Source organism: Halobacillus halophilus DSM 2266 (assembly GCF_000284515.1).
Taxonomy (GTDB): Bacteria; Bacillota; Bacilli; order Bacillales; family Halobacillaceae; genus Halobacillus; species Halobacillus halophilus.
Genome location: NC_017668.1, coordinates 1562973 through 1588574 on the forward strand (window position 1 = coordinate 1562973; position 25602 = coordinate 1588574).

A 25602-nucleotide genomic window follows, 5' to 3' on the forward strand; every position below is an offset into this window, starting at 1 on the left:
TTTCCAGTTATTAGATATACAATACCCCAAGCCTGTTTGAATGGGAAGCTTTTTTTAAAATATACGGAAGGGGAGGCTCATCCATGCCAGTATGGGTCATAGAAGTGGTATTGATTCCTGCGATCGTGGCGATCATGACTCTCGTATTTAATTTGGTTCTGCACTGGGGTAAAACTAAATTTGAATACCGCATCGACACCACGAAGTTCAGGCGAGAGCACGATTACTTGCAGTTGAGCGAATTGTACATGGAGCTTTATGCTGTTATTGCGCAGTCAGAATTCTTAAGAGTATTTCACCATTTAGAAGATTTAAGCTCTTGGCATGATCTTCCTTTTGTAGAGGTGGAGCACAGGTTAAAACGGTTTACAGATGATTTATTTCCAGGCGAGTTCCAAGTACACCAGGGGGCGATGGTGAATGCCGCCATTCACTCATTTAATAAGATGCAGCTGGTAGAACTGATTCTGGAGAAGAAGCCATACGCTTCTCAGGAACTGATCAAGCTTGCAGTAGGCTACCGGTACTGTCATGAATTTTTAAATAAGGATGGTCTCGTGGAGTCTCAGTATGAAAAATTTCTTGTCAGCGGGTTGGAATATATTTATAAAATCGTGACCACCGTGGTCCGGGAAACGAATGAAAAGCGGGAAAGCTGTCATTTGGAGTTTATTGAGTCGGAGAAGCACGAAGGGATTATGGAGCACGACATTTTCAAGCTGCGGCATTGAGGATAATGAACTGATCCTTCCAATATGAAGGGAATAAATCCTTTCTGTCGAATTAGTTCGATAGGAGGGAGGTGATGGAATGCAGCACCCATCATCAAAGCTTGATTATCTTATTGTTTACTTGGAAACCCTTTCAAAAATTAAGAGCGGGGATGAAGAAACATATCCTGCGTGGGTTAATGAAAAGATGCAGCAAACATGTGAAAAGATTGAAGACTTAAGCAAACAACTTTACTAAATTATAGCATCCCTTTACGGGGTGCTTTTTCATGCTAACCCAACTATTAAAGAAATTGGTACAAGGGGAAGGTGTTATGACCCATTGACCTTAATAGGGAATTTAAAGAAGAGATAGTATTTCGAGGTGAACCAACTTGGAAAAAATGAACCTTCCAATTTTTTAATGCAAATTCCGTGAGAGGGATACCTTCCTTGAATGAAATGGATATAATAAAGGGACTTCGTTTTGGGAAGGACTATGCTCAAGTTGAATTTCCAGAAGTGCTATTGGAAAGTAATACATACTTGTTCGACAAAAATCTAGCTTGAATCCACATATTGTTATTAGAGGAAAAAGAGTTCTTCCCATTTGTTCATCTCGAGATCAAGTCTTCAAGTAGATGGGGCTTTAGTTGAATAAGCTCAATATAAAAAACGAACTTCCATAAAATTGGAAGTTCGTTTTTTGTTAGTAATATTAACACTAAACTTTAACAGAGCCTTTTTTCTTGCATCAAGCGTTTTGGTAAGACAAATCAGAAGCGATATGAGCAACTTTCTCAAGACCTTCCTGTACAATTTCTTCTGCTTGGTCAGGGTTGGCATTGTGACCTTCGATGACGACTTCGTTCTTAACATTCATACCGAACAATCCACCAAAGATATTACGCATGTAGGTGAGGGACATTTCCATAGGTGCCATGGATGGATCTGAATAGTTTCCGCCACGGGCGTTCATCAAGATAACACGTTTATCCGTCATAAGCGGCTTTGGACCACTCTCTGTATATCTAAAGGTGAAGCCAGCTTCCGCAATATAATCGACGAATGTTTGTAGTTTTGCTGGAATTGTGAAATTCCATAGCGGGAATGCGACCACGATTACATCAGCCTCTTGAATGGCATTTTTTGCTTTTTGCTTGGCATCCATAAGGCGCTGCTCGAGGTCATTCAGAGTGACACCTTCTTGCATTTTGCCAAGAGCACTGAATAAATCTTGACCCAAGTATGGCATGTCCTCGTTGAACAGGTCATACGTGCTCACATTAATCTCATCTGTTTCTTTTATATTTTCTAGAAATGTTTCATACATCCTGGTAGAAATACCGTCTGGACGGTTATTGGCTTTTATGACAAGTACGTTCATAAGTTGAATTCCTCCTGTTGATTGGTCCATTTTTAATACATTAGGATTATAATATCTCGAAGTAGAGATATCAACTGCTATGATTTAGTAAATGTAACCAACAATGAGGGGAACCTATTTGAACAGTTCGTACCATTAAGAGAGTAGAGGCTTGATTGGCTACTCAAGTTGAATGAATCGCTTTAACGATCCGCTCACAAATTTCATGTGTTCTCAACGAATCTTCGATGGAAGGATTAGGCACTTGGTTCTTTTGAACACATTCGATAAAATGATCGGTTATTTGATAAAAGCCGCGCTTATATAAAGTGGAGTCCCAGCCTCCGTAGTTTGTGACACGGACTTCTTTATCATGGTAGTGAGTGGTTTCTGTGAGATTATCCACGACGTATTTGTCATGGCCGGTCGTGTACTCAATAATCTCCTCGGTCACGCCGCCGTTTCGGTTCATGATGCCGATCGCGATACATCCTTGTCCGATCAATTGGATGACTAATTGATCGAGCATATCACCATTTTTAATGGACTCGACTTTTACATCCTCGACCTCTTTATCCAGTAAAAACCTGAGGGTATCGACGACATGAATGAAATCCTCAACTACGAATTGTCTCACAGGCTGCGGTTCGGCGAATCGGTTCTTCTGCATTAGAATCATGCTGGGTTTCCCTTGATCCTTTAATTCGTTAACCATAGGAATGAATCTTCTATTGAAGCCGACCATGGCTATCGTTCCGTGCTCTTGAGCGAGCTTAACTATGCGTTCTGTTTCATTAAAATTCATAGATACAGGTTTATCTATGTAAACGTTGATTCCATTTATAATCAGCTTTTCTGCTAGTTCCACATGCGCTTCGGTAGCCGCGCTGATAATGGCTGCATCGATATCTTTTTTGATCAGTTGTTCTACTGTCTGCACCTTTTCCTGAATTCTGAACTTGTTGGATAAAGTCTCTAATACGTCCCTATTCCTAGTGCAAAGCACCAGTTCAATATCTTCTTTTTCAGAAAGCACGGGTAAGTAAGCTTTTTCAGCTATATCTCCTAAGCCAATGATACCAACTTTCATATTCAACACCTCGCAAGTAGTATGATTACAATAAGTTTTATCATTCCTAGAGTAACACGACTTTAAGATTTGACCTTGAATTTTGGATTGAATAGAAGTCAAAACAACTCCGTAACTTCTTTAAAGATTTTATCAAATTACGGTAGAAGACTCCCTCTTCTAGGACTGTGTTGACAAGAATCTTTATGAATTTTCAACATATTGAAAAGCTTAGAGGCTATATGCCTCTAAGCTTCTTGTATTCTATCTCTTTCCGTGTGTTAAGGTTTTCTCTTTAAGACCCGAACGATTTCACTAAGGAGTTCCTTCTATATTTAAGAAACCACTTTCTTTTGAAACGACGCTTCTTCCACTTTCGGTTTGATATAAATAATACTTCCGATAAACACAGCTAGTACATTAAGGAATAGAGTCAAACCTACTACACCAGCGGCGTGCAGGGATTCATAGAATAATCCGTTAACGACAAGCAGCAAGGCAATGGCAGCCAACACAACGGCTCCTTTCACAGAGCGGTTATTGGTAATCTTCCAATTTCCATAGTTGAAGGCAACGGTAAACAGGACCATAACGAGAATATTGACGCTCATCCCTACCCAAACTGGGTGGATATTCAAGAAGAAATCAGCCGGGTGCCAATTACTTAAGTGATACCAGATTAATCCTGCTGCAAACCCTCCAAATAGGGAGCCGATCACGGCTCGCTTTGTGACAAGCGGCCAGAATAACGCGGCGACTACTGGAGCGAAGGTGGCAGAGTTTCTCATGGTCCAGGCAAGTACGTTCCACCACGCGGATTGCTCTGTGCGCAGGAAGCCGAAAACGATCATGAGTCCTGTCAGAAGAAGCAGCGACCACTTGGTATATTTGACCAGCTGTTCTGGAGATGCGCCAGGGAAAATGGCGCTTCCGACATCTTTCCCAAGACTGGTGGCTCCTGAGAACTGGCAAGGTGCGCCCCAACCTAAAGCACATGCCCAGATGCCTAAGAAGAACAGGCCGACGAAAGGAGCGGGCAGTACTTCCATTAAATATTGGGGGAGGGCAACGAGTCCCAGGCTTGCGTCAGGAACGACCGCAGCGGCAGACAAACCAAATAGAATACCAAGAAGAATAAATGGAACACTCATCACTTCTGCGACGATTAAACCTTTGCGTCCTTCTTCAGGCGTTTTACAGGACAAGGCCATCTGAAAAGCGGCCTGTGCTAGAATCACGTTTACCATGAAAGTGGCAAACCATACTAGGATTACTTGAAGGCCGGCGCCTCCCCAATCAAACATGCTCGGCTGCTCGGCTGCAAGCTGCTGTAAGCCGGAGATGCCTGGGTTGATGAAGAAGGCCACGGTTCCAATAATAAACATAATAGCAAAAATAATCGTGTTCATCGTTTGGGTAAAGGCAACCGCCCACATCCCGCCCGACTGTAAATAAACAAATAGTAAGATAGCTGTAAAAGCGACGGACAATGATAACGAAACGCCGGTAAACACGTGAAAGGCAGAAGCAAAAGCAATCGCTGTAGCGACGGACCACATCGGAAAGGCAAAGGCTGTAATCGCACCTGATAAAGCTTTAGCACGTCTGCCGAATTGATCCCCGATTAATCCTGAGATCGTGACGATTAACTTTTCACGGAAGGATTTGATTAATAATAAGGCAATTAATAAGACTTGCAACGTTTCTGCGACGCCGTACCAGATGGCTGAAATTCCGGTCAGGTAGGAAAGTTCGACAATCGATATGTACGTCGAACCTGAGAAGAGGCCGGTTATACAAAAGGCCACCGTCCACCATCTAAATGTCCGTCCCCCTACAAAATATTGCTCGCCGCGATTGGCTTTTCGCTTCGCCACATTACCGACGATGATGAGGGCGAGCGTGTATAATAAGGCAAGTGAAATCATCCAAAATCCATATGAACTCATGTTTGTACCTCCTTGTTGATGTTCCAGATTACTTCAATATTTACGTCTGCATCCTTAAACAAGTTGTAAGCCGGGCAGCGTTTTTGAACGAGTTGAATAATATCTTCTTCGTCGACTTCTTTTTCTTCAAATGTAACGTCCACCTCAAGCGTCACCGTTTGGAAGTGGGGGCTCACATCAGCTGTCCCGAACAATCCTCTGTGATCGATATCTCCGCTTGAAGCCGCCTCCAGTTTTTCAATCGTTAACCCTTGTTCCTTCGCCACCATTTCTACCACAATCATGAAACAGCCGTTAAGCGATCCAGTGATGTATTCCATAGGAGTTAATGCTTCATTAGAACCTCCAAGTTTTTCGGGTTCATCAATTGTAAACGTAAAGTCCCGAATGGAATGCGCATTCTGAAACGGGCTGGTGCGCTTGCTTTGTGTGTCAATCGAACGTAATGCTGACTTCTTCTGTGTTTGCTGAACTGTCATTTCATTTCCCCTCCATATAAAAAACCCTTCTACTTTTCTGTAAGAAAAATAGAAGGGTTGGTTTAAATGTCCCGACTCTTATCTTTCAGACAGAAAATGTCTGCTGGAATGAGCACCTTGTTTATCAAACAGGTTGCCGCGGGATCAAAGGACCAGTTTCCTCCACCGCTCTCGATAAGAAAATTATGAATTTAAAGAATATTGTACGTTTAAATTTAAACATCTGTCAACAAATTTTTTGAAAGTTAGCTCTGGAAACAAGAAAAGGCAGAGCGAGGATACCGCTTCACCATATGGGTTCATTACAATAAGGAATCAGGTACTATTTTTAAAAAAATTCAGAAGCACTTAGCTCACGTGACGCCGTTGTTCCCGATTCATCAGCTTACCGCCAAACTCATTTATAAAAATAGCTGCAAGGATCAAAAAAACGCCGGCCCACTGCAAAAAGGTGACCTTTTCTGAAAGGATCAGCATGGCTGAAATAATGGCGACCGGAAGTTCCACTGAGCTCAGCACGTTAGCGAGACGTCCTGAAATGAGTGGAGCGCCTCCCGCAAAGAATAGGGGAGGAATAACGGCTCCGACAAGCGCAATTCCAACACCAATCGTCCATAAGCGCATGTCCAGGACGGGAATGGTGGGGATGTCGCGGATAAAGATGAGCACCACAAGCACCAAAGATCCCGTCACCATAAGTGAACTTCGCAGTATAGGGTGGGAGTCAACAGCCACCTGACCACTGAAAAAAATAAAGCCGGCATAGGAAAACCCTGACAGCAGTCCGAGTAAAAGACCGAGGGGGTGTAAATCGAGACCCCCATCTGAAAGTCCTGAAGCTAACACGACTCCCGTAAGTGTGACGACCAGGGAAATCAAGTGAATGCGTTCAGGTGGAGTTTTTGTAAAAATCCACTCATAAAGCATACCGATCCAGACAAATTGGAAAAGCAGAATAATCGCAATAGAAGCAGGGAGGTGTTGCATAGCTCCATAATAAAAGATACCCGTCAGTCCAACCGTACTTCCCGTGGCAGCAATTTTGATAAGATCTGAGGTCCGAATTTCTCTTATACGTAACCCTTTTAAAATAGACAAGCCCCACAGGAAGAGAAAGGCAGCGAGCATTTGGACAATATTTATCTGCCCGAGAGAATACCCATACTGAAAGCCTGTTTTTACAAATATAGGGGTGAATCCGAAGCTTGCCGCCCCCAGGAAGACGAGAATAACTCCTTTTCCTTTCATGGCTGATAACCTCCCATCAAGACAATCTGTTCCTCTATTATTCCGAACACACTGCTTCTATTATTTCAAAGCCCCTTTGAAAACTCAATGTAATAGAGGAAAACCATTCAGGTATGTCGGATTTTGAGGGAAATTTTTGAAAATCATAGCGACAAATGTAAAACGATTTTTACAGGGATTTTCTCCCTTTTGTCGAAATGATTGATATAAGGAAATCACTATAAATCAGAAAAAAAGGAGTGTTCGTGGGGATGTTCAAGAATAGTCTATTAAAGTTAATGCCGTATAAAGAGCAGGGTATGGTGGAAACGAATCTGGTCAATGTGATGAAGCGTTTGAAAATTGAGGATTTTACGTTCAACTGGGACCGCAGCAGCTGTTATGTGGAATTTAGTTATAAGGAAGAGCCATATAAACTGGAACATTCGATGGAAAAAGCAAGGAAACAAGGGATCATCTTAAAAAATGGTATGGATTGTTTAATAGAACTGACTCAGTCACTTGAAGATTTATGCGTGATTATTGACCGTGGCACCTATAACTTTGAGACATGGATATCCGGCATGAAGCAGCAAGAGGCGATGAATGAGACCCCTATTTATCAAGAAGAGTTTCATATTAGTTACAAATCTACCGGGGAACAGGCTAGAAAGGAAGCTTCCAAACAGGAATCTCCTGATTTGGAGCAGCCATCTTCTGATAGAAACGAACAGCTTTTCCCTTTTGGACCTGACTTGTCACTCAAAGATTTCTACCTGAATCAGCTTACTCAAAGTGCGGAGCGGAAAATACAGTAGATTCAGACTGTGGATGATAATATGGATATTAAAAAAGAACTCCTTAAATCAGGAGTTCTTTTTTAATCTTAGTCGAACATCCCTTGTGCTGAGCCTCGAGCAAGCTCTGCGGAGTTTCACCGATCATGTTGATGAGGCCAATGCAAAACTCCATTCTACCCAGTGGAGTTGGTAACGTTTGTTGTTGCTTCTCACGAATCGCTTGTCGGTGGATGCTTGCCGCGGGCACGGCCTCAGCTAACTTGGTTAAGAAGATCACTTGACCAAGTGGATCTTCGGCTCGCGCTGTTCCCGCAGGCGTCACCACCGAACGCTCATCGTGGAATCAACGCAAACCCATCTAAAAAGAGGGGGATTCTTGAACTTTAAAAAAAGAAAAGCGGCTTGGAGGGAAGAAATAGATCCGTCCAGACTGCTTTTTTGGAGTCTACCTTTCATCAATTTTCAGTTTTTCAACGTCCTCATGTTCATCCCGCATGAGTCTACATCGTCCCCCTACGGACCTGGCCGAATCAGAAACTCGAAACCATTTAAGACATCGACGGGTTGATAAGAAAAAGAATGTGATCATGAGTCTTTTTTTATGCTATAACGATGTGAAATATCCTGTCATAAAAGCATTTAGGAACGATTAAGAAGGAGAGCATTCTATCTTATAAAAGCGTCCGTTATGCTCACTCGACTGGGTTGGTGGGGAAATGGCGCATACCCGTCAAGCTAAGCTCTATAATTTCGTAACTCCCTTATAAACGTTACTCTTTTAGATGAAATTTCTAAAGGAGGATAATTTTATGGATCTTAGTAAACACCTTCGGTCTATGGCTCAAGCTATTACAGAAACTTTAGGAGATCATTCTCTACGACAAACAGCTAAAGAAACGGGATTTTTGAAACGGACCAGTAAACTTAAACCAGAAGCATTCTTAAGTTTATGCACCCTCTTAAAAGATTCCGTGGGCAAAAACACCTTACCTAACTTATGTAGCCAAATCTCCTACGAATTCCATACTTTTATCTCTAAACAAGCTTTGCATGAACGTTTTAACGATAAAGCGGTTTCCTTTCTAAAACAAGTATATAAGCAATTAGCCGATAAGCAGGAAATAACTTCGTCGGTTTTGGAACATCATTCATTATTCTCGCGCCTTAGAATTATGGATGCGACATCTTTTCGTCTGCCCAGCTCTTACTCCGATTATCCAGGAGTACAGGGGCATGGAGTTAAAGTACAACTAGAATATGAATGGCTCAGGGGCAAGTTACTCTACCATAAGATTCAAGCAGAAGCTAAAAGTGATAAAGATGCCGCACGTGATCAGATGGAGTCATTGGAACCAGGGGATCTACTGTTACGGGATTTAGGTTATTATTCGGCAAGATTAATAAAGGAGATGGAGAGTAAAGGGGCATTTTTCATTAGCAGAGTGCCGAGCCAAACCAAGTTTTGGACCGGGAGTTCGAAAGAAGGTTGGATACAAATTAAGCCTGAGGAAGATCTGAAACATAAGGTTTCGGGAGAAACCATTGATTATGGATTCATAAAAGTGGGAGGAGATTCACGAAGTTCCTATGTGGCTCGCATTGTAGCTCAGAAGCTTACGCTTCAACAACAAAAGCAACGGGAAAGAGCGTTACATTTAAAAAGGCAGAAAGGTCACCAGACCCTTTCTGCCAATCAAAGAACTCAAATTCAAATCCTTGTGACCAATGTAACACAGGAAGATTTGGCCGCTCAAGACCTTTACCCTTTGTATTCCATAAGGTGGCAGGTAGAGATCTTATTTAAAGCTTGGAAATCCCTATTTGAAATGGATGATGTCCGAAAAATAAATCAAGATCGATTGGAATGTCATTTATATGGAACGTTAATTGAGATTCTTCTCTCTTCCATGGTGACTTTCCAGTGTCGTCACTATTTATATTGGAAACACCGAATAGAAGCAAGTGAATATAAGTGCATGGATATCGTGAAACAGGCTTTGCCATATCTAGTGTCTCCAATAAAATCTGATTCGAAGAGTGTCGTAAAGATATTAGAAGCTATCTTCGAAAACGCTAGGCGACACGGCAGGAAAGACCACAAAGAAAAACATGAAAGTCCGTTCGATGTTTTAGGATTAACTTATAAATAAAAGATTCCCTTCTTTTTATTACTGACTCCTTTAGGAGTCAATATAACCTTGATTGGAAATATGTGTAATTGAAGGATTGGACCACTGCTTATCTAGAATTATTCACTTACTAGCTTGACGGATATGGGGAAATGGCGAGACTCCCCGTTTAAAAGCGGAAGCACCCTGGCCAGCGGCGTATGGACTGGACTGAGCTGGTTGAGATAAAGAAAACATGAAGAGCGAAGCGATTCGATGTTGCCTTATCGTACAGAAGCGAGGGAAGTCTCACTAGACGCTAGGTGCTGGAGCTGGAAAGCACTCCATGACGTTTAGGCATTAATTTTATTACTCCCTTCTTATGAAGTGTAAGAACGGGAGAAGGGACTAGGTGAGATCCCACAGGGAGTGAAACGAGCGAGGAAGATACTGGTAATAAGGAGGATCGACTAAGGCCGCCACGTCCTGTGGCAACGTCGATCGACCCTACGTCGTGTAGGGCCATAGGAAAGTGTTCAAATGTGGAATCACCCCTAAAGACACGACCAGCATAAGCCGACCATCAAAAGGATTGTGGTTTTTCAATCCGTTGATGAGCGGCTTATGGCTCGAGTGTCTGGGTGATGGAACAAGACGAGTTATTTCCCTACCAGCTCCCACCTCATATTGTAACGGACTCAATTTATCTCGAAACTGAGTCTTCAACAAACCGGCCCTTTAGCGCAACAAGCTTCGTTGGAAATCATCAGCCCTGTTTAACAGAAGAGGCATTTTGCTAATTAACTCGATTCCTTATTCCATTTGCCATTGAATCGGTATTGTCCTGCTTTAAGAAGTACAAAGAAAAAGCCAGGCCCTTTGTTTTAAAGGCCTGGCTTTTACGCTCATTTAATTAGACCAGAAGGCACGGAAACGCCTCCCGGTATGCGGAATGAACCATCTGAAAACGGGTATCAATGATCCACTACTGAATTAATACTAGTTATAAAAAGATGCTCCTACAATGATCAATAGAATGAACAAAACAACGATCAAGACGAAAGTACTTCCGTAGTTTCCGCCGCCGTAACCGCCGCCGTATCCACAGCCGCCATAGCCCATATCTTCACCACCTTTTTTTGTCCTATACGATAGGCTATGAAAAATGAGGTAAGTTGGGAGGGCGGATGACCAGTGTGGTTTTAAATAAATCAAGAGCCCTTTTGAAGTGGATCTTGTTCCTTACGATTGTTTAATTTATTTGGGCGGATCCAGCTGACATTATCAGTGGTTTGCAAATGCTCCTGAAGGTTTGCTTTGATTTTCTGGATATGTTCCACCATGGTCATGGCGGTCATATCAAGCTCCATCATCGTCGTCTGCTGTTCCATAATTTTTTCAGAAGATCCTTCGGTGTTCGTGCTCAGCTGCTGAGTGAGCCGGTGGATTTCTGCGAATTTCTCCTGCGTCTTTTTCTTTTCATTCATCACGTCTGCGGAATGAGTCTGTACCTGTTTGGATTGGTCATGGAGTTCAGAAATATTTCCGATCACCTGATCGAAAATCACCGTCATTTCCTCGGCTTTTTCTTTTCCTAAGTTCAGGGCTTCTGTTTCCGTTTCATACGATTTTTTCTGGTCAGAAATACTTGCGTTGACCTGGCTGATGACATTTTCAATCGTGTCAGCACTTTCTTTAACTTGAGCGGAGAGCTTACGGATTTCGTCGGCGACGACCCCGAATCCTTTCCCGTGTTCTCCTGCTCTTGCTGCTTCGATGGAAGCGTTTAAAGCCAGAAGGTTGGTCTGGTTGGAGATGTATTCGATCGCTCCGAGTGCTTCTGTTACTTTTTTCATTTGTTTCAGAAGTTTTTCATTAAAACGGCCAAATTGTTCGGTGACCCGAATGATCTCTGTGAACACGTGGTTGAATTCGTCGACTTTTTCTTTTCCATCATTCGACAATGAGCGGACACTTTCAGAAGTCGAAGCGGAGGTTTCAATGATCTCACCGAGAGACTGAATCATTTCATTAATGCTGTCCATTTGGCTCTGAAACTGAGTTAAGTGTTCTCCTTCGATCTGGATATCCTCAACCATTTCCATCAACTGAGTGCTGACCTGCTCAGATGACTTCGTTACTTGTGTATTCATCTTGTTTAAGTGTTCACTATGAGCCTCGACGTGAAGAAGTTCTTCCAGGGAATGACGGATGGTTTGATCGTGATTTACATCCTCATGCATTTGAGCGGCCTCTTCCCGCAAGGCACTGTTTTTTGCGGCGGAAAATAAGAAGATGAGAAGGGCTGCTGTCACGACAGTTAATCCCCCTAAAACGGAAATGCTGACCGCAGGATTGAAATAAAAGGATAAACTATAACTTAAGGCGCCATAAATGATTACGGCCAGGCTGATGGTCAAAAGTGGAATAGCTCGTTTCAGTTTCATACATGTACTCGCTTTCTCTTTGAATTAAGGATCTTATCCAGACGGAAGGAGAAGGGCAGACCCATTCCATAGATCATCCCAATCTTCAATAAGTTAAAAGGTATGATCACGTAAAGGACGGCGGTTCTAAAATCGGTGGCCAGCGGATTGAATTGTGTGAATTGACCGACATACTGTTCTTTCGTGACCCCGATCAGCTCCATGATCGATGGAAGAATGAAATAATAATTTAATAGATACATCGTGGATAAGAAGACGATAATGGTGATGGCAAAACTCCATAGATTCAGTTTCTTTTGATAGTGATAGAACATACCGATCAGTCCAACAATGAGTGCTCCGGAGCAGAAATTAGCCATTTGTCCGACAGGAAGTCCTGCGTAGCTCCCGTGGGTGATGTAATCTATTATATTCTTCAGAAACTGAATGGCTACGCCTGCCACGGGTCCCAGGGTGATTGCTCCAATCAGAGCGGGAATGTCACTAATATCCATAGTAAGAAAGGGCGGAAAGAAAGGAACAGGAAATTTAAAATAATAGAGGATGATGCTGCAGGCAGCTAAAATCCCAATGGTCGTTGTGCGTTGCAGTTTAGATAACGTCAAGGTTATTCACCTCCTTAAGGAATAGAAGAGAAGTGCACTCAGCTTCTTCTCTTCTGATAGGATTAAGCGTTTTCTCGTAATGAGCTGGTATGAGGAGCCAGCAGACTGGCCGCATGTTCGACAACTTTCGGGCTGGAGGACTTCGCTCCTTTAAAGTTTCGGCTTTCTTCGACTTCATACACTCCAAAACCATCCAGATCGTAAGCGACCATCATGGACTTAAAATTGGGCGCGTCGATGATTAAAAACCATTCCCGTATCAGTTCGCTATTAGGCGGCAGCGGAATGTAATGGATGCCATCGGAATAATCCATCGGCACATCTTTCTCACCAAAAATGTAAACATTCGAATATTCGGTCATAGCCTGGAAGCGGTCCAATACGTTTTTGGCACGGGAAAATTTCTGAAACCCAGCATAGACGTTTCCTTTTAACTTTTTCATAAGAACCATATTTTCCATCATTAAACACATGTACTCAAGCTGTGGCACCTTGGATTCAAAATTCAGGGAACTGGATTGCAGCTGAGATAAATGAGCGTTATCCAATTTATTTGTTTCTCCTTCAACAGAACCAAAGCATTCGTTAAATAGAGAGAGATATTTAATATTCACTTATGTATTCCTCCTGTGGGAGCTTCAAGACCCCTGAGTATTTAGTCCAATAATTGGAAATATCAGCTTATCATGAATGATTAAAATGATCCATTATAAAATACCTAATAAAACGAATCGATATTCACTCTTTTATTTCATCGGATGATTGCCAGAAGAGTAAAGATAAATGCAAAAATTAAGATAAAAAAGAAAAAAAGAAAGCGCGGCTGAACGCGCATAACACATGGCATGCAAGCATGTAAGCGCTTCACTTTTATACTGAATAATCTAAGTGTTCAGAAAATTTACTTAAAACCTGTTGACCTTCTCGCGAAATCCGTTTAAAGTAGTCCTCAATCAACTTCACCGGTAATTCTCTGAAACGCCAACGAAGGTTGATCATGTGGAAGGACCCCCATGGGACCCTGAGCATAAAAATGAATGTTACTTTTGTGTCAGGGTCCACTATTTTTTCCTTCATAAATCTATCGTTTCAAACATTAAATATAGAAAAGAAAGGAGTGCTAAGGATGAGCAGCCAATGGATTTATTTAAGCGGCGAATTTGTAAATAAGAATGAGGCCGTCGTATCCGTTTACGACCACGGTTTCTTATATGGAGACGGGGTATTCGAAGGTATTCGTGTTTACGAAGGCAACATCTTCAAATTAGATGAACACTTAAACCGCCTCTATGATTCAGCAAAATCAATCATGCTTCAAATGCCTTATGAGAAGGAGGAGATGAAAGAGATTATTGCTGAAACCGTCCGCAAGAACGAGCTGGAAACAGCCTACATTCGAGTGGTTGTCTCCCGTGGAATGGGTAATCTCGGTTTAGACCCTTCCAGTTGTTCAAATCCAAGAGTGGTTGTCATTGCTGAAGCACTTGCTTTGTTTCCGAAAGAACTTTATGAGCGCGGGGTAAGGCTCGCATCGGTTTCCAGCAGACGAAACCGTCCGGATGTACTTCCGCCTCAAGTGAAATCATTAAACTATTTAAATAATATTCTAGTGAAAATGGAAGCAAATCAGGCTGGAGTAGACGAAGCCCTGATGATGAACGATCAAGGCTATGTAACAGAAGGCTCAGCAGACAATATCTTTATCGTAAAAAACAGCACCATCTATACACCGCCTACTTATTTAGGGGCGCTGGAAGGCATTACAAGAAACGCAATCATTGATCTTGCCAAAGAAAAAGGCTACGAAATGAAAGAACAGCCATTTACCCGCCATGATGTGTATGTAGCGGATGAAGTTTTTCTAACAGGCACAGCAGCAGAAGTCATCGCAGTAGTAGAAGTGGATCAACGTCCTGTAGGGGATGGAAAGCCAGGCGTTATAACCAACCACCTGCTTTCTGAATTCCGTAAGATCACGACTACAGACGGCTATAAAGTCTACAACAAAGATAAAGTTCAAGTAAGCTAGACTTAAAAACTTAATAAAGACTAATACGAAGACGGGAATAAAAGAATAAGTTCTTGTATTCACAGAGAGCCGGGGTTGCTGGAAGCCCGGAAATACATCTTATTCTGACATCATCCCTGAGTGTTCGCGCTGAACGGTTTACTAGTAGGCGGAACCAGGTGTTTTTATTTGCACCTGTTATCAAAAGGAGTTCTAAGAGAACTCCCTGAGGTGAAGCGTATACGCTTCACGAAAACGAGGGTGGTACCGTGAAAGTAATAGACCTTTTCACCCCTCTCTTTCCTTATACCGACGTGTATTTGAGGAAGTGAGGATGAAAAGGTCTTTTTTATTTTAATAATCGTGAAACAGATTGGCCGCAATGAATTTCTAAATACTCTAAGGAGGGATTAAAAAATGAAGGCAGAGGCAAGTGTGAAAGAGCAGACCGCCACAAAGACAGGAGCAGATTTGCTAGTTGAATCCTTGATTGAACAAGGTGTCGATACTTTATTTGGTTACCCGGGAGGTGCCGTGCTCCCAATTTATGATGCCATATACCGTGCAGAAGGAAGCTTTGATCACGTTCTTCCCCGTCATGAACAGGGAGCGATTCACGCAGCAGAGGGATATGCTCGAGTAGCGAACCGTGCAGGTGTTGTAATCGGTACTTCCGGTCCGGGGGCGACCAACCTGGTAACCGGCATCGCTGATGCGATGATGGACTCCATCCCGCTGGTTGTTTTTACAGGCCAGGTGGCTAAAGGCGTAATTGGTACAGATGCTTTCCAGGAGTCAGACATTATGGGCATCACAACCCCGATTACGAAACACAACTACCAGGTTCAAAATATCGAGGAGCTTCCGCGTATTGTGAAAGAAGCCTTTCACATTGCCACTACCGGGCGTCCGGGACCAGTAGTTGTTGATATACCGAAAGACATTTCTTCGGAAGTGTATGCAAAGGATGTTGTTCATCACTTTCATCTTCCGGGCTATCAGCCGACACTGAAACCGAATCCACTCCAGATCACGAAGCTTCACGAAGCGTTAACGCAGGCGAAGAAACCCGTTATTCTAACTGGTTCAGGTATTATCCATGCCGGAGCTTCGGAAGAACTTAGAACCTTCGTAAGGAACTATGAAATCCCGGTCGTATCAACCTTGCTAGGCCTAGGCAGTTATCCAGGCAGCGATCGTTTATCGCTTGGCATGGGAGGCATGCATGGAACGTACGCCGCCAATATGGCTCTGTATGAATGTGATCTTCTTATCAACATCGGTGCCCGCTTTGATGATCGTCTTACAGGGAACTTGAAACATTTTGCACCAACCGCCAAAGTGGCGCACGTTGATATCGATCCGGCAGAAATCGGGAAAAACGTTCCGACATCGATCCCGATCGTATCCGATGCTAAGGCTGCATTGAAGGCGTTAAATAACAAAGAAGTAACGAGCCTTGATCATAAGGAATGGCTGGATCAGAGCTGGGCGCGTAAAGCGGACTATCCATTGTGGTTTCATCAGAAAGATGAAGATATTGTCCCGCAGTGGCTCGTGAAGAAAGTATATGACTATACCCGCGGTGAAGCCGTTGTAACCACCGACGTCGGCCAGCACCAGATGTGGGCGGCTCAGTATTACCATTTTGATGAGCCAAACCGCTGGGTAACGTCAGGCGGCCTTGGAACCATGGGATATGGTTTTCCGGCAGCGATCGGCGCACAACTTGCGGATATGGAATCCACTTGTGTTGCTATCGTAGGGGACGGCGGCTTCCAGATGACGCTTCAAGAGCTGTCCGTTCTTCAAGAACGTGGCTTGCCGGTGAAGATCATCATTGTAAATAATCAGGCTCTCGGCATGGTCCGTCAGTGGCAGGAGAAGTTTTACGATGGTCGTTTCTCTTCCTCCATCATTGATACGCAGCCTGACTTTGTAAAACTTGCGGAAAGTTATCAGATTCCTGGTTACTTCATTGACTCACCGAAAACGCTTGAAGAGGTACTTCCGGGCATCCTTGCCGATGATAAGCCGGCCGTTGTAGATTGCCGAGTACTTCAAAGTGAAAATGTGTATCCAATGATTGCACCAGGTAAAGGACTTCACGAAATGATCGGGGTGAAACCATGAAAAGGATTGTAACTGCGATCGTTCATAATCGCAGCGGCGTATTAAACCGAGTAACCGGGCTGCTGGCTAAGCGGCAGTTCAACATTGAAAGTATATCTGTCGGCCGCACCGAGACAGAGGGCGTTTCCAAAATGACGTTCGTGGTCGATGTGGAGGATAACCGCAAATTGGAACAGCTGACGAAGCAGCTGAATAAACAGATTGATGTCCTGAAGGTTTCCGATATTACAGACAATGCGATTGTCGCCCGGGAACTTGCTCTGGTCAAAGTAATCAGCAACCCGCAGATACGAAGCGAAATCCAGGGCATCATCGAACCGTTCCGCGCTACGATTATTGACGTAAGTAAAGAAAGCGTCACGGTTCAGGTGACAGGAAAGTCCGATAAGGTCGATGCACTGATTGAACTCTTACGACCTTATGGTGTTAAAGAGCTTGCAAGAACCGGCTTAACCGCCTTCAAACGAGGAAATCAGCCTCAACAAGCAGAAGTGAAATCTTATTCTCTACTAAACTAATTACTCTATTACAGAAAGGAAGATTTAAATGGCACATGTTTACTACCACAATGATATCAAGGATGAGGTTCTACAAAATAAGAAGGTTGCCGTTGTAGGCTATGGCTCACAAGGCCACGCTCACGCACAGAACTTAAAGGAAAGCGGCCATAACGTTGTCGTTGGACTAAGAAAAGGGAAGTCCTGGGATAAAGCGGAACAGGATGGACTGGAAGTAAAAGAAGTAGCGGACGCTGTAGCAGACGCAGACGTAGTTATGGTTCTTTTACCAGATGAACACCAACCGACCGTTTTTGAGGAATCCATTAAGCCGAACTTAAAAGAGAACGCAGCTCTTGCATTCGCACACGGCTTTAACGTTCACTTCAACCAGGTCGTTCCTCCATCTAACGTTGATGTATTCCTGGTAGCTCCTAAAGGGCCGGGACACCTTGTAAGAAGAACATTTGAAGAAGGCGCAGGCGTACCTGCTCTGATCGGAGTCGAGCAGGACGTATCCGGCGAAGCGAAGGAAATCGCGCTAGCTTATGCTAAAGGCATCGGCGGCGGACGTGCCGGCGTACTGGAAACAAGCTTCCAGGAAGAAACGGAAACGGATCTATTCGGTGAACAGGCCGTACTTTGCGGAGGATTAACCAGCCTTGTCAAAGCCGGATTTGAAACCTTGACGGAAGCAGGCTACCAGCCGGAAGTGGCGTACTTCGAATGTATGCACGAACTGAAACTGATCGTTGACTTGATGTATGAAGGCGGACTTGAAGGCATGCGTTATTCCATCTCCGATACAGCTCAATGGGGCGACTTCGTATCTGGCCCGCGCGTCATCAATGAAGATACAAAAGCCCGCATGAAAGATGTACTGCAGGATATCCAGACCGGTAAATTCGCTAAAGGCTGGATCCTAGAAAATAAAGTAAATCGCCCAGAATTCGAAGCGATTAACAACTTGGAGAGTAATCATCCAATTGAAAAGGTGGGTAGAGAACTCCGAGAGTTAATGCCTTTTGTTAAGAAATCTCAATCTAAAGAAAAGGAAGTGGTCTCTCATGGCTCACGTTAACGTATTCGATACAACTCTTAGAGACGGAGAACAGTCAGCTGGCGTAAACTTGGACCGCCTGGAAAAATTGGAGATTGCGAAGCAGCTGGAACGCCTTGGGGTAGACATTATGGAAGCAGGATTCCCTGCTTCCTCCCAGGGAGAGTTTGAATCCGTCCGTGAGATTGCGAACACGGTGAGAAGCGTTTCAGTAACGGGACTTGCGAGAGCTCACAAGAAAGATATCGACATTGCCTGGGAAGCTTTGAAAGGCGGAGCAGAACCAAGACTTCACGTTTTCTTGGCTACCTCAGCCATTCATATGACGCATAAGCTTAAGAAAACACCAGATGAAGTGGTGGAAACAGCGGTAGAAGCTGTATCTTACGCGAAAGAGAAATTCCCTCACGTTCAGTGGTCCGCAGAGGATGCGAGCCGAACCGATATCGATTTCCTTGTTCATATCATTGAGAAAGTCATTGACGCTGGTGCATCCGTCATTAACCTTCCGGACACGGTCGGATATTCTACGCCGGATGAATACGGACGCATGTTCCGTGAAGTGAGAGAACGCGTTCCGAATATCGATCAGGCGATTCTTTCCGCTCACTGCCATGACGATCTTGGTATGGCTGTCAGCAACTCGATTGCGGCTATTGAAAACGGAGTGCGCCAGATCGAAGGCACCATTAACGGGATTGGCGAACGTGCTGGAAACGCGGCACTGGAGGAAATCGGAGTCGCTCTTGAAATCCGTAAAGACCGTTACGATTATCAGACGAACCTTGTATTAAAAGAAATTAAAAGAACGAGTGATTTGGTCAGCCGTATGACCGGTATGATGGTTCCGGGTAACAAAGCAGTTGTCGGCCGTAACGCCTTTGCTCACGAATCCGGTATTCACCAGGACGGTATGCTGAAAGACTCGTCCACTTACGAAATCATCACACCAGCGATGGTGGGAATCGATTCCAACCGAATGGTGATGGGTAAACACTCAGGTCGTCACGCTTTCAAACAAAAAGCCGAATCAATGGGCTATGAGTTGACGGATGAGAAATTGAAAGAAGCGTTCGAATCCTTCAAGAACTTGACGGCGAAGAAGAAAGAAGTTACCGACGACGATTTGTTTGCTATCTTGACCGATACGCAGACCGAAGACAAAGATCAGCCGAAATACGAGCTGAAAGCCTTCCAGGTTCAATACGGAAGCATCAATCGTCCGACAGCCACGGTACTTCTTACCAAGCCGGATGGCGAAGAAGTCGAGAAAGCCAATACAGGAGACGGCAGTGTAGAAGCCATCTACAACACGCTGGATGATTTAATCGATGCCGACGTGCATTTGCAGGATTACCAGTTAAGCTCGATTGGAAGAGGACGAGATGCACTGGCAGAAGTTCACGTGCAGCTAACAGTAGATGATGTGAAAGCTTCCGGGCGCGGATCTGCTCAGGATGTTCTAGAAGCATCTGCCCATGCTTTCTTAAACGCCGTAAACCGCACATTATATAGAAAGAACACGGAACCAGTTCAAAAGCAGGTTCACGTATAAAGGGGGAAATGTTATGAAAAAGCACATTGTACTTTTACCGGGAGACGGGATCGGTCCCGAAGTAGCAAGAGCCGCTAAGCGCGTGCTGGAAGCAATAGCTGAACAACATCAGCACACGTTCACTTTCGAAACGCACAATATCGGAGGAAGCGCCATTGATCAGGACGGCACCCCTTTACCGGAAGATACGATTGAAGCTTGTCATAAAGCGGATGCTGTATTCTTAGGAGCTGTAGGCGGCCCGAAGTGGGATGACCTGCCTGGTCATATGCGACCTGAAAAAGGACTGCTCGGCATTCGTAAGCAGCTGGGACTATTCGCTAATCTGCGGCCGGTAAAGGCGTTCCAGCAGCTCCTCCACGCGTCCCCCTTAAAAACTGAAGTTGTCACAGGAAGTGATTTGCTGATTGTCAGGGAATTAACAGGAGGCCTCTATTTCGGGGAACCGAGTGAAAGGCGCAACAACGGTGCTGAAGTCGTCGATACGCTGGCGTATTCAAGACATGAAATCGAGCGCATCGTTGAACAGGCGTTCCAGAGTGCCAGGCTTAGAAGAAACCATCTAACCTCTGTGGATAAAGCAAACGTATTAGAATCGAGCCGAATGTGGCGCGAGATTGTTGAAGAGAAGAAGCAGGAGTATCCGGAAGTAACGGTTGAGCATATGCTTGTCGATGCTGCAGCGATGAAGCTGGTAACGAATCCTTCTTACTTTGACGTCATTGTGACAGAGAACATGTTCGGAGACATTTTAAGTGACGAAGCGTCTGTATTAACCGGGTCCCTTGGCATGCTTCCGTCGGCAAGTATCCGAAAAGATGGCCTGGGCTTATACGAACCGGTTCATGGATCTGCACCGGACATCGCCGGTCAAAACAAAGCAAATCCACTGGCATCGATCTTATCCGTTGCGATGATGCTGAAGCATTCCTTTAAAATGGAAGAAGAAGCCGAACAAGTTGAGAAAGCCGTACAGGACGTGTTAGCAGCGCGCTACCATACGGCCGACCTTAACATCAACGGAGGCATCCCGGTCAGTGGAAGTGAACTTGCTAATAAAGTGATTGAACAATTAAGCACGAGTGACACAACTGAAAATATCATGAGGTGCTACGTGTAATATTCGAAGAAGGGAGCGGTACACATTGAGTCAACCGAAAACAATTATTGAAAAAGTTTGGGATCAGCATGTCGTTCATAAAGAAGAAGGGAAGCCGAACCTCCTCTATATCGACTTGCACCTGATTCATGAGGTAACCTCTCCCCAGGCGTTTGAGGGTCTGCGCCTGAGCGGGAGGAAAGTCCGCCGGCCGGACCTGACGTATGCCACCATGGATCATAACGTTCCGACCATTCACCGAAACGTGATTAAAGACCAGATTTCCAAGAAGCAGATGGAGACACTTGAAGAAAACTGTGAAGAATTTGGCATCAGCCTGGCCGATATTAATCACCCGGATCAAGGGATTGTCCACGTTATCGGGCCGGAGCTTGGATTAACCCAGCCTGGCAAAACCATTGTCTGCGGTGACAGCCATACGTCAACTCACGGAGCTTTTGGTGCATTAGCCTTCGGGATCGGTACGAGTGAAGTGGAACACGTGCTTGCCACCCAGTCGATCTGGCAGGCGCCTCCGAAGACGCTTCAGGTTCATATCGATGGCAAGTTAGGAACAGGCGTAACAGCGAAAGACTTAATCCTTGCCGTTATTGGCCGTTTCGGTGTTCGGTTCGGAACTGGACACGTCATTGAATATACAGGTGAAGCGATCCGTAACTTGTCCATGGAAGAACGAATGACGATTTGCAACATGTCGATTGAAGCAGGCGCAAGAGCTGGATTGATCAGCCCGGATGAGACGACAGTCGAGTACTTGAGAGGAAAACGTTACGTGCCGGAGGGAGAAGAGTTCGATAAAGCTGCCCAGCAGTGGCTGAACCTGGCATCTGATCCAGGCGCCCGGTACGATATGGAGCTTGAAATTCATGCCGATGAAATCGAACCGCAAGTCACATGGGGAACAAACCCTTCTCATTGTGTACCGGTCTCCGCACAAGTACCGGATCCACTCGATGCCGAAACAGATGATGAAAAAGACAGCATCGAGCGTGCCCTGGAGTACATGGGGCTGGAAGCGAATCAAACCATTCAGTCCATCCCTATTGAGCATGTCTTTATCGGTTCCTGCACCAACTCAAGGATCAGCGACTTGAGAAAAGCCGCTGATATTGTGAAAGGCGGCCACGTCCACGAAGGAATCAGAGCCCTGGTTGTACCAGGCTCTCAATCCGTGAAACTGGCAGCTGAAGAAGAAGGACTGGATAAAATATTCATAGACGCCGGTTTCGAATGGAGAGACGCAGGCTGCAGTATGTGTCTGGCGATGAATGACGACATCGTACCGCCGGGCGAACGCTGCGCCTCGACCTCAAACCGGAACTTTGAAGGACGTCAGGGTAATGGAGCCAGAACCCATCTGGTCAGTCCAGAAATGGCAGCAGCAGCTGCACTGGAAGGCCGCTTCGTAGACGTCAGAAAACAGATGAGTACCGTTTAGGAGGGTGAGCAGATGGAACCTTTGAAAAAGCATCACGGAATCGTCTATCCACTGAATCGATCCAACGTTGATACCGATCAGATTATTCCTAAGCAATTTTTGAAGCGAATTGAACGAACCGGGTTTGGGCAGTTTCTTTTTTACAACTGGCGTTTTAACGATGATGGTTCATTGAAAGAGAATTTCTCATTGAATGATCCGAAGTACAATGACGCATCCATCCTGGTGGGAGGTGAAAACTTCGGCTGCGGCTCTTCAAGGGAGCACGCGCCCTGGGCCATTCAAGATTATGGTTTTAAAGTAGTGATTGCTCCGAGTTTTGCGGATATCTTCTATAGTAACTGCTTTAAAAATGGAATTCTGCCGATCCAGCTGTCGAATTCTGCCGTAGAGAAATTAATGGAAAAAGCAGAAGATGAAATTTATGGATTATCGGTTGATTTGGAAAAACAAGTCGTTTATGGTAGGGAAATGGAGGTTAATTTTGATATCCAGCCGTATCATAAAGAAATGTTACTCAATGGCTGGGATGAAATCGCGGTCACTTTGACCCACGAAGACAAAATTGACCAATACGAAAATAATACAAAGGGAGTGAAGACGTTGGGGATTTCTTAACGCTAGCTAAAGTGATGGAGGCTCATGAAAAATTACAAGGAGTGGTGCACCGGACTCCGCTTGAGACCTCCTCTACATTTAATCAGCAAGCCGGTCAGCAAGTCTATCTGAAGATGGAAAATCAGCAGAAAACAGGAGCTTTTAAAGTAAGAGGAGCCTCCTATAAAGTAGCCTGCTTATCACAAGAGGAAGCTGAACGAGGGGTTATTGCCGCTTCTGCCGGCAACCATGCCCAGGGCGTTGCTGTAGCCGCCCGTAAAAGAGGGATCAGCGCCCGCATATTCATGCCGGAAGCGACGCCGCGCGCGAAGGTCGAAGCAACCGAAGGGTATGGTGCGACGGTGGTATTAACCGGAGAATCGTTTCAGGAAGCTTATACCGCTGCTCTTTTGGAACAGAAAGAGAGTGGAGCAACTTTCCTTCATCCATTCGATGATTATGACGTGATGGCCGGACAAGCGACGATTGCGGTCGAAATGCTGCAGCAGCAGCCGGACATCGATACGCTGTTTGTGCCCATTGGGGGCGGCGGATTAATCAGCGGCGTGTCCTTTGCAGCTAAGCAGCTGAAACCGGATATTCAGGTGATCGGCGTACAGGCTGCCGAAGCTTCATGCGTCTATAATTCTTTCTATAAGAATGGACCTGAAAAACTAACATCAGTCGCTACCATTGCTGATGGGATTGCCGTCAAGGAAAAAGGAAAACTCACCTATCCTTGTATCCAGAAGTATGTGGATCAGGTAATCACAGTAGAAGAGCATGAAATCGCTCAAACGATGCTTCACTTGCTGGAACGTGAAAAAACACTGGTGGAAGGTGCGGGAGCCTCTGCCTTAGCAGGAGCCCTGTATCATCAACATCAATTTGAAAGCAAACAGGCGGGTGTGATTGTAAGTGGAGGAAACATGGACATTTCCAAACTTCCTTCCATTTATCAAGCAGCTCGCCCAAAGCAAGCCGCGTTGGTTTAAGAAGATAAGTGTAAAGGATCAGATGCTCCGGACGGGGCATCTGTTTTTTTAATGGCTTTTTAATTGGCAGTCTTCTGTGTTGTATTAGCGTTAGACTCCGGCTTAGGTGAGGTTCGGTTTCGAAATCTATATTTATAGGAAAATAAATCGTCCCACACAAATCTTCAAGGATGCTTGTGCAGTTCATGGAAATGAGCCGTGCGCATCGTAAAACGCGCAAAATCCCCCTACAAATTGGGCAAGAATAACGCACAGGTAAGCTAGTGATTATCATTGACAGCGGAATAAGGCTTCGATATGATTGGTAGTATCATGATAATGAGAATCTTTATCAATTAAAGTCTGTTGTACATAGACCGGCTCAGGATGGAATGGTTAATTAAAAGAGAGGATGAAAAGTATATGAAAAAAATAGGATGGCTTATCCTGGTATTACTTGTTGTTACGTTAACGGCCTGCGGAAATGGAACAGATGATGGGGGCGAAGCTTCTGAAGGCTCAGGAGATCAGTCCAAGGAAGCGAAGGAAGAAGAAAAAGATGAACAGCGTACCATAAATATTCAAGACGCAATGGGAGAGAAGACGATCGAAGGAACGCCTAAGAATATTGTAGTTCTCGAATGGACGTACGCCGAAGATCTGCAGGCGCTTGGCATGGAGCCTGCAGGTGTTGCTGATCTGGACGGCTATCGCAATTGGGTCAATGCAGGTAAATCGTTAAGCGATTCGGTTGAAGATGTAGGAACACGCCAGGAGCCGAATCTGGAAGCTATTTCCCGGTTGGATCCCGACTTAATTATCGGCGTGAAATTCCGCCACGAGGCAATCGCGGATCAACTGGAGGATATTGCACCGACCGTTATGTTTGCCCCTTATTCCGAGGAAGCAGCGAAAGACCAGTACCAGCATATGCTGGACGAGTTCAATACGGTAGCAAAGATTACGAGTAAGGAAGACAAAGCTAAAGAAGTCGTTAAAAACATGGAGAAAACATTCCGTGATCAGCAGGCCCGAATCACAGAGGCTGGTAAAGAAGATTCTGAATATGTAATGACACAGGCTTTTACATCCCAGAATACACCAACGTTGAGACTTTTTACACCTAATTCCATCGTTTCAAAAGTGATGAAGAACATTGGTTTGCAAAACGCTCATCAACCAGACAAAACCGAAGTTTACGGTTACACGTCTACAACCGTAGAGACTCTCCAGAATTATCAGGATGCTCATTTCTTCTACATTGTGCAGGAAGAAGATAATATCTTCACGAATCAGCTGGAAGGTAATCCTGCCTGGGAAGACCTTAAATTTGTTCAGGAAGATCGCACATACAAGATGCCGGGAGATACCTGGACCTTCGGTGGACCGCTATCGGCTGAAGTACTGGCGAAGCAAGTGACTGATGCGATGCTGAACGAAAACCAAAGCGAGTGAAGCTT

General features: G+C 44.6%; 23 protein-coding genes and 1 riboswitch. Of the genes, 14 read left to right on the forward strand and 9 right to left on the reverse strand.

Features of this window, described 5'->3' with window-relative positions:
* The first annotated feature begins 83 nt into the window (after nucleotides 1-83).
* Together HBHAL_RS07725 and HBHAL_RS21430 are read left to right on the forward strand one after the other, a co-directional pair.
* Nucleotides 84-731, forward strand: a complete 648-nt coding sequence (locus tag HBHAL_RS07725; protein WP_014642797.1) for a hypothetical protein — start codon at nucleotides 84-86, stop codon at nucleotides 729-731.
* 79 nt (nucleotides 732-810) lie between these two features.
* Nucleotides 811-969: a hypothetical protein gene (locus tag HBHAL_RS21430; RefSeq protein WP_014642798.1), complete on the forward strand. Its 159-nt coding sequence runs from the start codon at nucleotides 811-813 to the stop codon at nucleotides 967-969.
* 495 nt (nucleotides 970-1464) lie between these two features.
* Here the strand turns inward: HBHAL_RS21430 and HBHAL_RS07730 are convergent, their stop codons facing one another.
* From HBHAL_RS07730 to HBHAL_RS07750, 5 genes are all read right to left on the reverse strand, one after another.
* Nucleotides 1465-2097, reverse strand: a complete 633-nt coding sequence (locus tag HBHAL_RS07730; protein WP_014642800.1) for an FMN-dependent NADH-azoreductase — start codon at nucleotides 2095-2097, stop codon at nucleotides 1465-1467.
* Between the two features lie 163 nt (nucleotides 2098-2260).
* Entirely contained in the window at nucleotides 2261-3166 is a 906-nt protein-coding gene (locus HBHAL_RS07735) for a Gfo/Idh/MocA family protein (protein ID WP_014642801.1), read from the reverse strand.
* A gap of 314 nt (nucleotides 3167-3480) precedes the next feature.
* Complete coding sequence (locus HBHAL_RS07740; protein ID WP_014642802.1) at nucleotides 3481-5094, reverse strand: sodium:solute symporter family protein; 1614 nt, start codon at nucleotides 5092-5094, stop codon at nucleotides 3481-3483.
* Nucleotides 5091-5573 (reverse strand): OsmC family protein, encoded by a 483-nt coding sequence (locus HBHAL_RS07745; protein WP_014642803.1) that lies wholly within the window; start codon nucleotides 5571-5573, stop codon nucleotides 5091-5093. Before HBHAL_RS07745 ends, HBHAL_RS07740 begins: the two co-directional genes overlap by 4 nt.
* A gap of 75 nt (nucleotides 5574-5648) precedes the next feature.
* Nucleotides 5649-5754: riboswitch (SAM riboswitch) on the reverse strand.
* Nucleotides 5755-5921: 167 nt separating this feature from the next.
* Nucleotides 5922-6821: an EamA family transporter gene (locus tag HBHAL_RS07750; protein ID WP_014642804.1), complete on the reverse strand. Its 900-nt coding sequence runs from the start codon at nucleotides 6819-6821 to the stop codon at nucleotides 5922-5924.
* Nucleotides 6822-7072: 251 nt separating this feature from the next.
* On the opposite strand from HBHAL_RS07750, the gene HBHAL_RS07755 reads away from it, so the two are divergent.
* Both HBHAL_RS07755 and HBHAL_RS07765 read left to right on the forward strand, forming a co-directional pair.
* Nucleotides 7073-7618, forward strand: coding sequence for a hypothetical protein (locus HBHAL_RS07755; RefSeq protein WP_014642805.1), 546 nt, complete (start codon nucleotides 7073-7075; stop codon nucleotides 7616-7618).
* Between the two features lie 791 nt (nucleotides 7619-8409).
* Entirely contained in the window at nucleotides 8410-9750 is a 1341-nt protein-coding gene (locus tag HBHAL_RS07765; RefSeq protein ID WP_014641370.1) for an IS4-like element ISHaha1 family transposase, read from the forward strand.
* A gap of 957 nt (nucleotides 9751-10707) precedes the next feature.
* Here the strand turns inward: HBHAL_RS07765 and HBHAL_RS21150 are convergent.
* From HBHAL_RS21150 to HBHAL_RS07785, 4 genes are all read right to left on the reverse strand, one after another.
* On the reverse strand, nucleotides 10708-10830 hold the full coding sequence (locus HBHAL_RS21150) for a YjcZ family sporulation protein (RefSeq protein WP_041601271.1): 123 nt from the start codon (nucleotides 10828-10830) through the stop codon (nucleotides 10708-10710).
* 89 nt (nucleotides 10831-10919) lie between these two features.
* The gene (locus HBHAL_RS07775) at nucleotides 10920-12155 is read right to left on the reverse strand and encodes a methyl-accepting chemotaxis protein (protein ID WP_041601272.1); all 1236 of its coding nucleotides are present in this window, start codon (nucleotides 12153-12155) and stop codon (nucleotides 10920-10922) included.
* On the reverse strand, nucleotides 12152-12760 hold the full coding sequence (locus tag HBHAL_RS07780) for an ECF transporter S component (protein ID WP_014642808.1): 609 nt from the start codon (nucleotides 12758-12760) through the stop codon (nucleotides 12152-12154). Before HBHAL_RS07780 ends, HBHAL_RS07775 begins: the two co-directional genes overlap by 4 nt.
* Nucleotides 12761-12822: 62 nt before the next feature.
* On the reverse strand, nucleotides 12823-13374 hold the full coding sequence (locus HBHAL_RS07785; protein WP_014642809.1) for a DICT sensory domain-containing protein: 552 nt from the start codon (nucleotides 13372-13374) through the stop codon (nucleotides 12823-12825).
* Nucleotides 13375-13886: 512 nt separating this feature from the next.
* On the opposite strand from HBHAL_RS07785, the gene ilvE reads away from it, so the two are divergent.
* From ilvE to HBHAL_RS07835, 10 genes are all read left to right on the forward strand, one after another.
* A complete protein-coding gene (gene ilvE / locus HBHAL_RS07790) occupies nucleotides 13887-14789 on the forward strand; it encodes a branched-chain-amino-acid transaminase (protein ID WP_014642810.1) in 903 nt (300 codons plus the stop codon).
* 396 nt (nucleotides 14790-15185) lie between these two features.
* On the forward strand, nucleotides 15186-16901 hold the full coding sequence (ilvB, locus tag HBHAL_RS07795; RefSeq protein ID WP_014642811.1) for a biosynthetic-type acetolactate synthase large subunit: 1716 nt from the start codon (nucleotides 15186-15188) through the stop codon (nucleotides 16899-16901).
* The gene (gene ilvN, locus HBHAL_RS07800; protein ID WP_014642812.1) at nucleotides 16898-17419 is read left to right on the forward strand and encodes an acetolactate synthase small subunit; all 522 of its coding nucleotides are present in this window, start codon (nucleotides 16898-16900) and stop codon (nucleotides 17417-17419) included. Before ilvB ends, ilvN begins: the two co-directional genes overlap by 4 nt.
* A 28-nt stretch (nucleotides 17420-17447) precedes the next feature.
* Nucleotides 17448-18479 (forward strand): ketol-acid reductoisomerase, encoded by a 1032-nt coding sequence (gene ilvC, locus HBHAL_RS07805; protein WP_014642813.1) that lies wholly within the window; start codon nucleotides 17448-17450, stop codon nucleotides 18477-18479.
* Nucleotides 18466-20013: a 2-isopropylmalate synthase gene (locus tag HBHAL_RS07810; RefSeq protein ID WP_014642814.1), complete on the forward strand. Its 1548-nt coding sequence runs from the start codon at nucleotides 18466-18468 to the stop codon at nucleotides 20011-20013. The genes ilvC and HBHAL_RS07810 overlap by 14 nt, the downstream gene beginning before the upstream one ends.
* A gap of 13 nt (nucleotides 20014-20026) precedes the next feature.
* Nucleotides 20027-21133, forward strand: coding sequence for a 3-isopropylmalate dehydrogenase (gene leuB, locus HBHAL_RS07815; RefSeq protein ID WP_014642815.1), 1107 nt, complete (start codon nucleotides 20027-20029; stop codon nucleotides 21131-21133).
* Between the two features lie 25 nt (nucleotides 21134-21158).
* Nucleotides 21159-22571 carry a 3-isopropylmalate dehydratase large subunit gene (leuC, locus tag HBHAL_RS07820; protein WP_014642816.1) on the forward strand — a complete coding sequence of 471 codons (1413 nt, stop codon included), beginning with the start codon at nucleotides 21159-21161 and terminating at the stop codon, nucleotides 22569-22571.
* Nucleotides 22572-22583: 12 nt separating this feature from the next.
* A complete protein-coding gene (gene leuD / locus HBHAL_RS07825; protein WP_014642817.1) occupies nucleotides 22584-23189 on the forward strand; it encodes a 3-isopropylmalate dehydratase small subunit in 606 nt (201 codons plus the stop codon).
* Nucleotides 23190-23203: 14 nt separating this feature from the next.
* Nucleotides 23204-24163: a threonine ammonia-lyase gene (ilvA, locus tag HBHAL_RS07830; protein ID WP_014642818.1), complete on the forward strand. Its 960-nt coding sequence runs from the start codon at nucleotides 23204-23206 to the stop codon at nucleotides 24161-24163.
* A 402-nt stretch (nucleotides 24164-24565) separates the two neighbouring features.
* Nucleotides 24566-25597, forward strand: coding sequence for an ABC transporter substrate-binding protein (locus HBHAL_RS07835; RefSeq protein ID WP_014642819.1), 1032 nt, complete (start codon nucleotides 24566-24568; stop codon nucleotides 25595-25597).
* Nucleotides 25598-25602 lie beyond the last annotated feature (5 nt).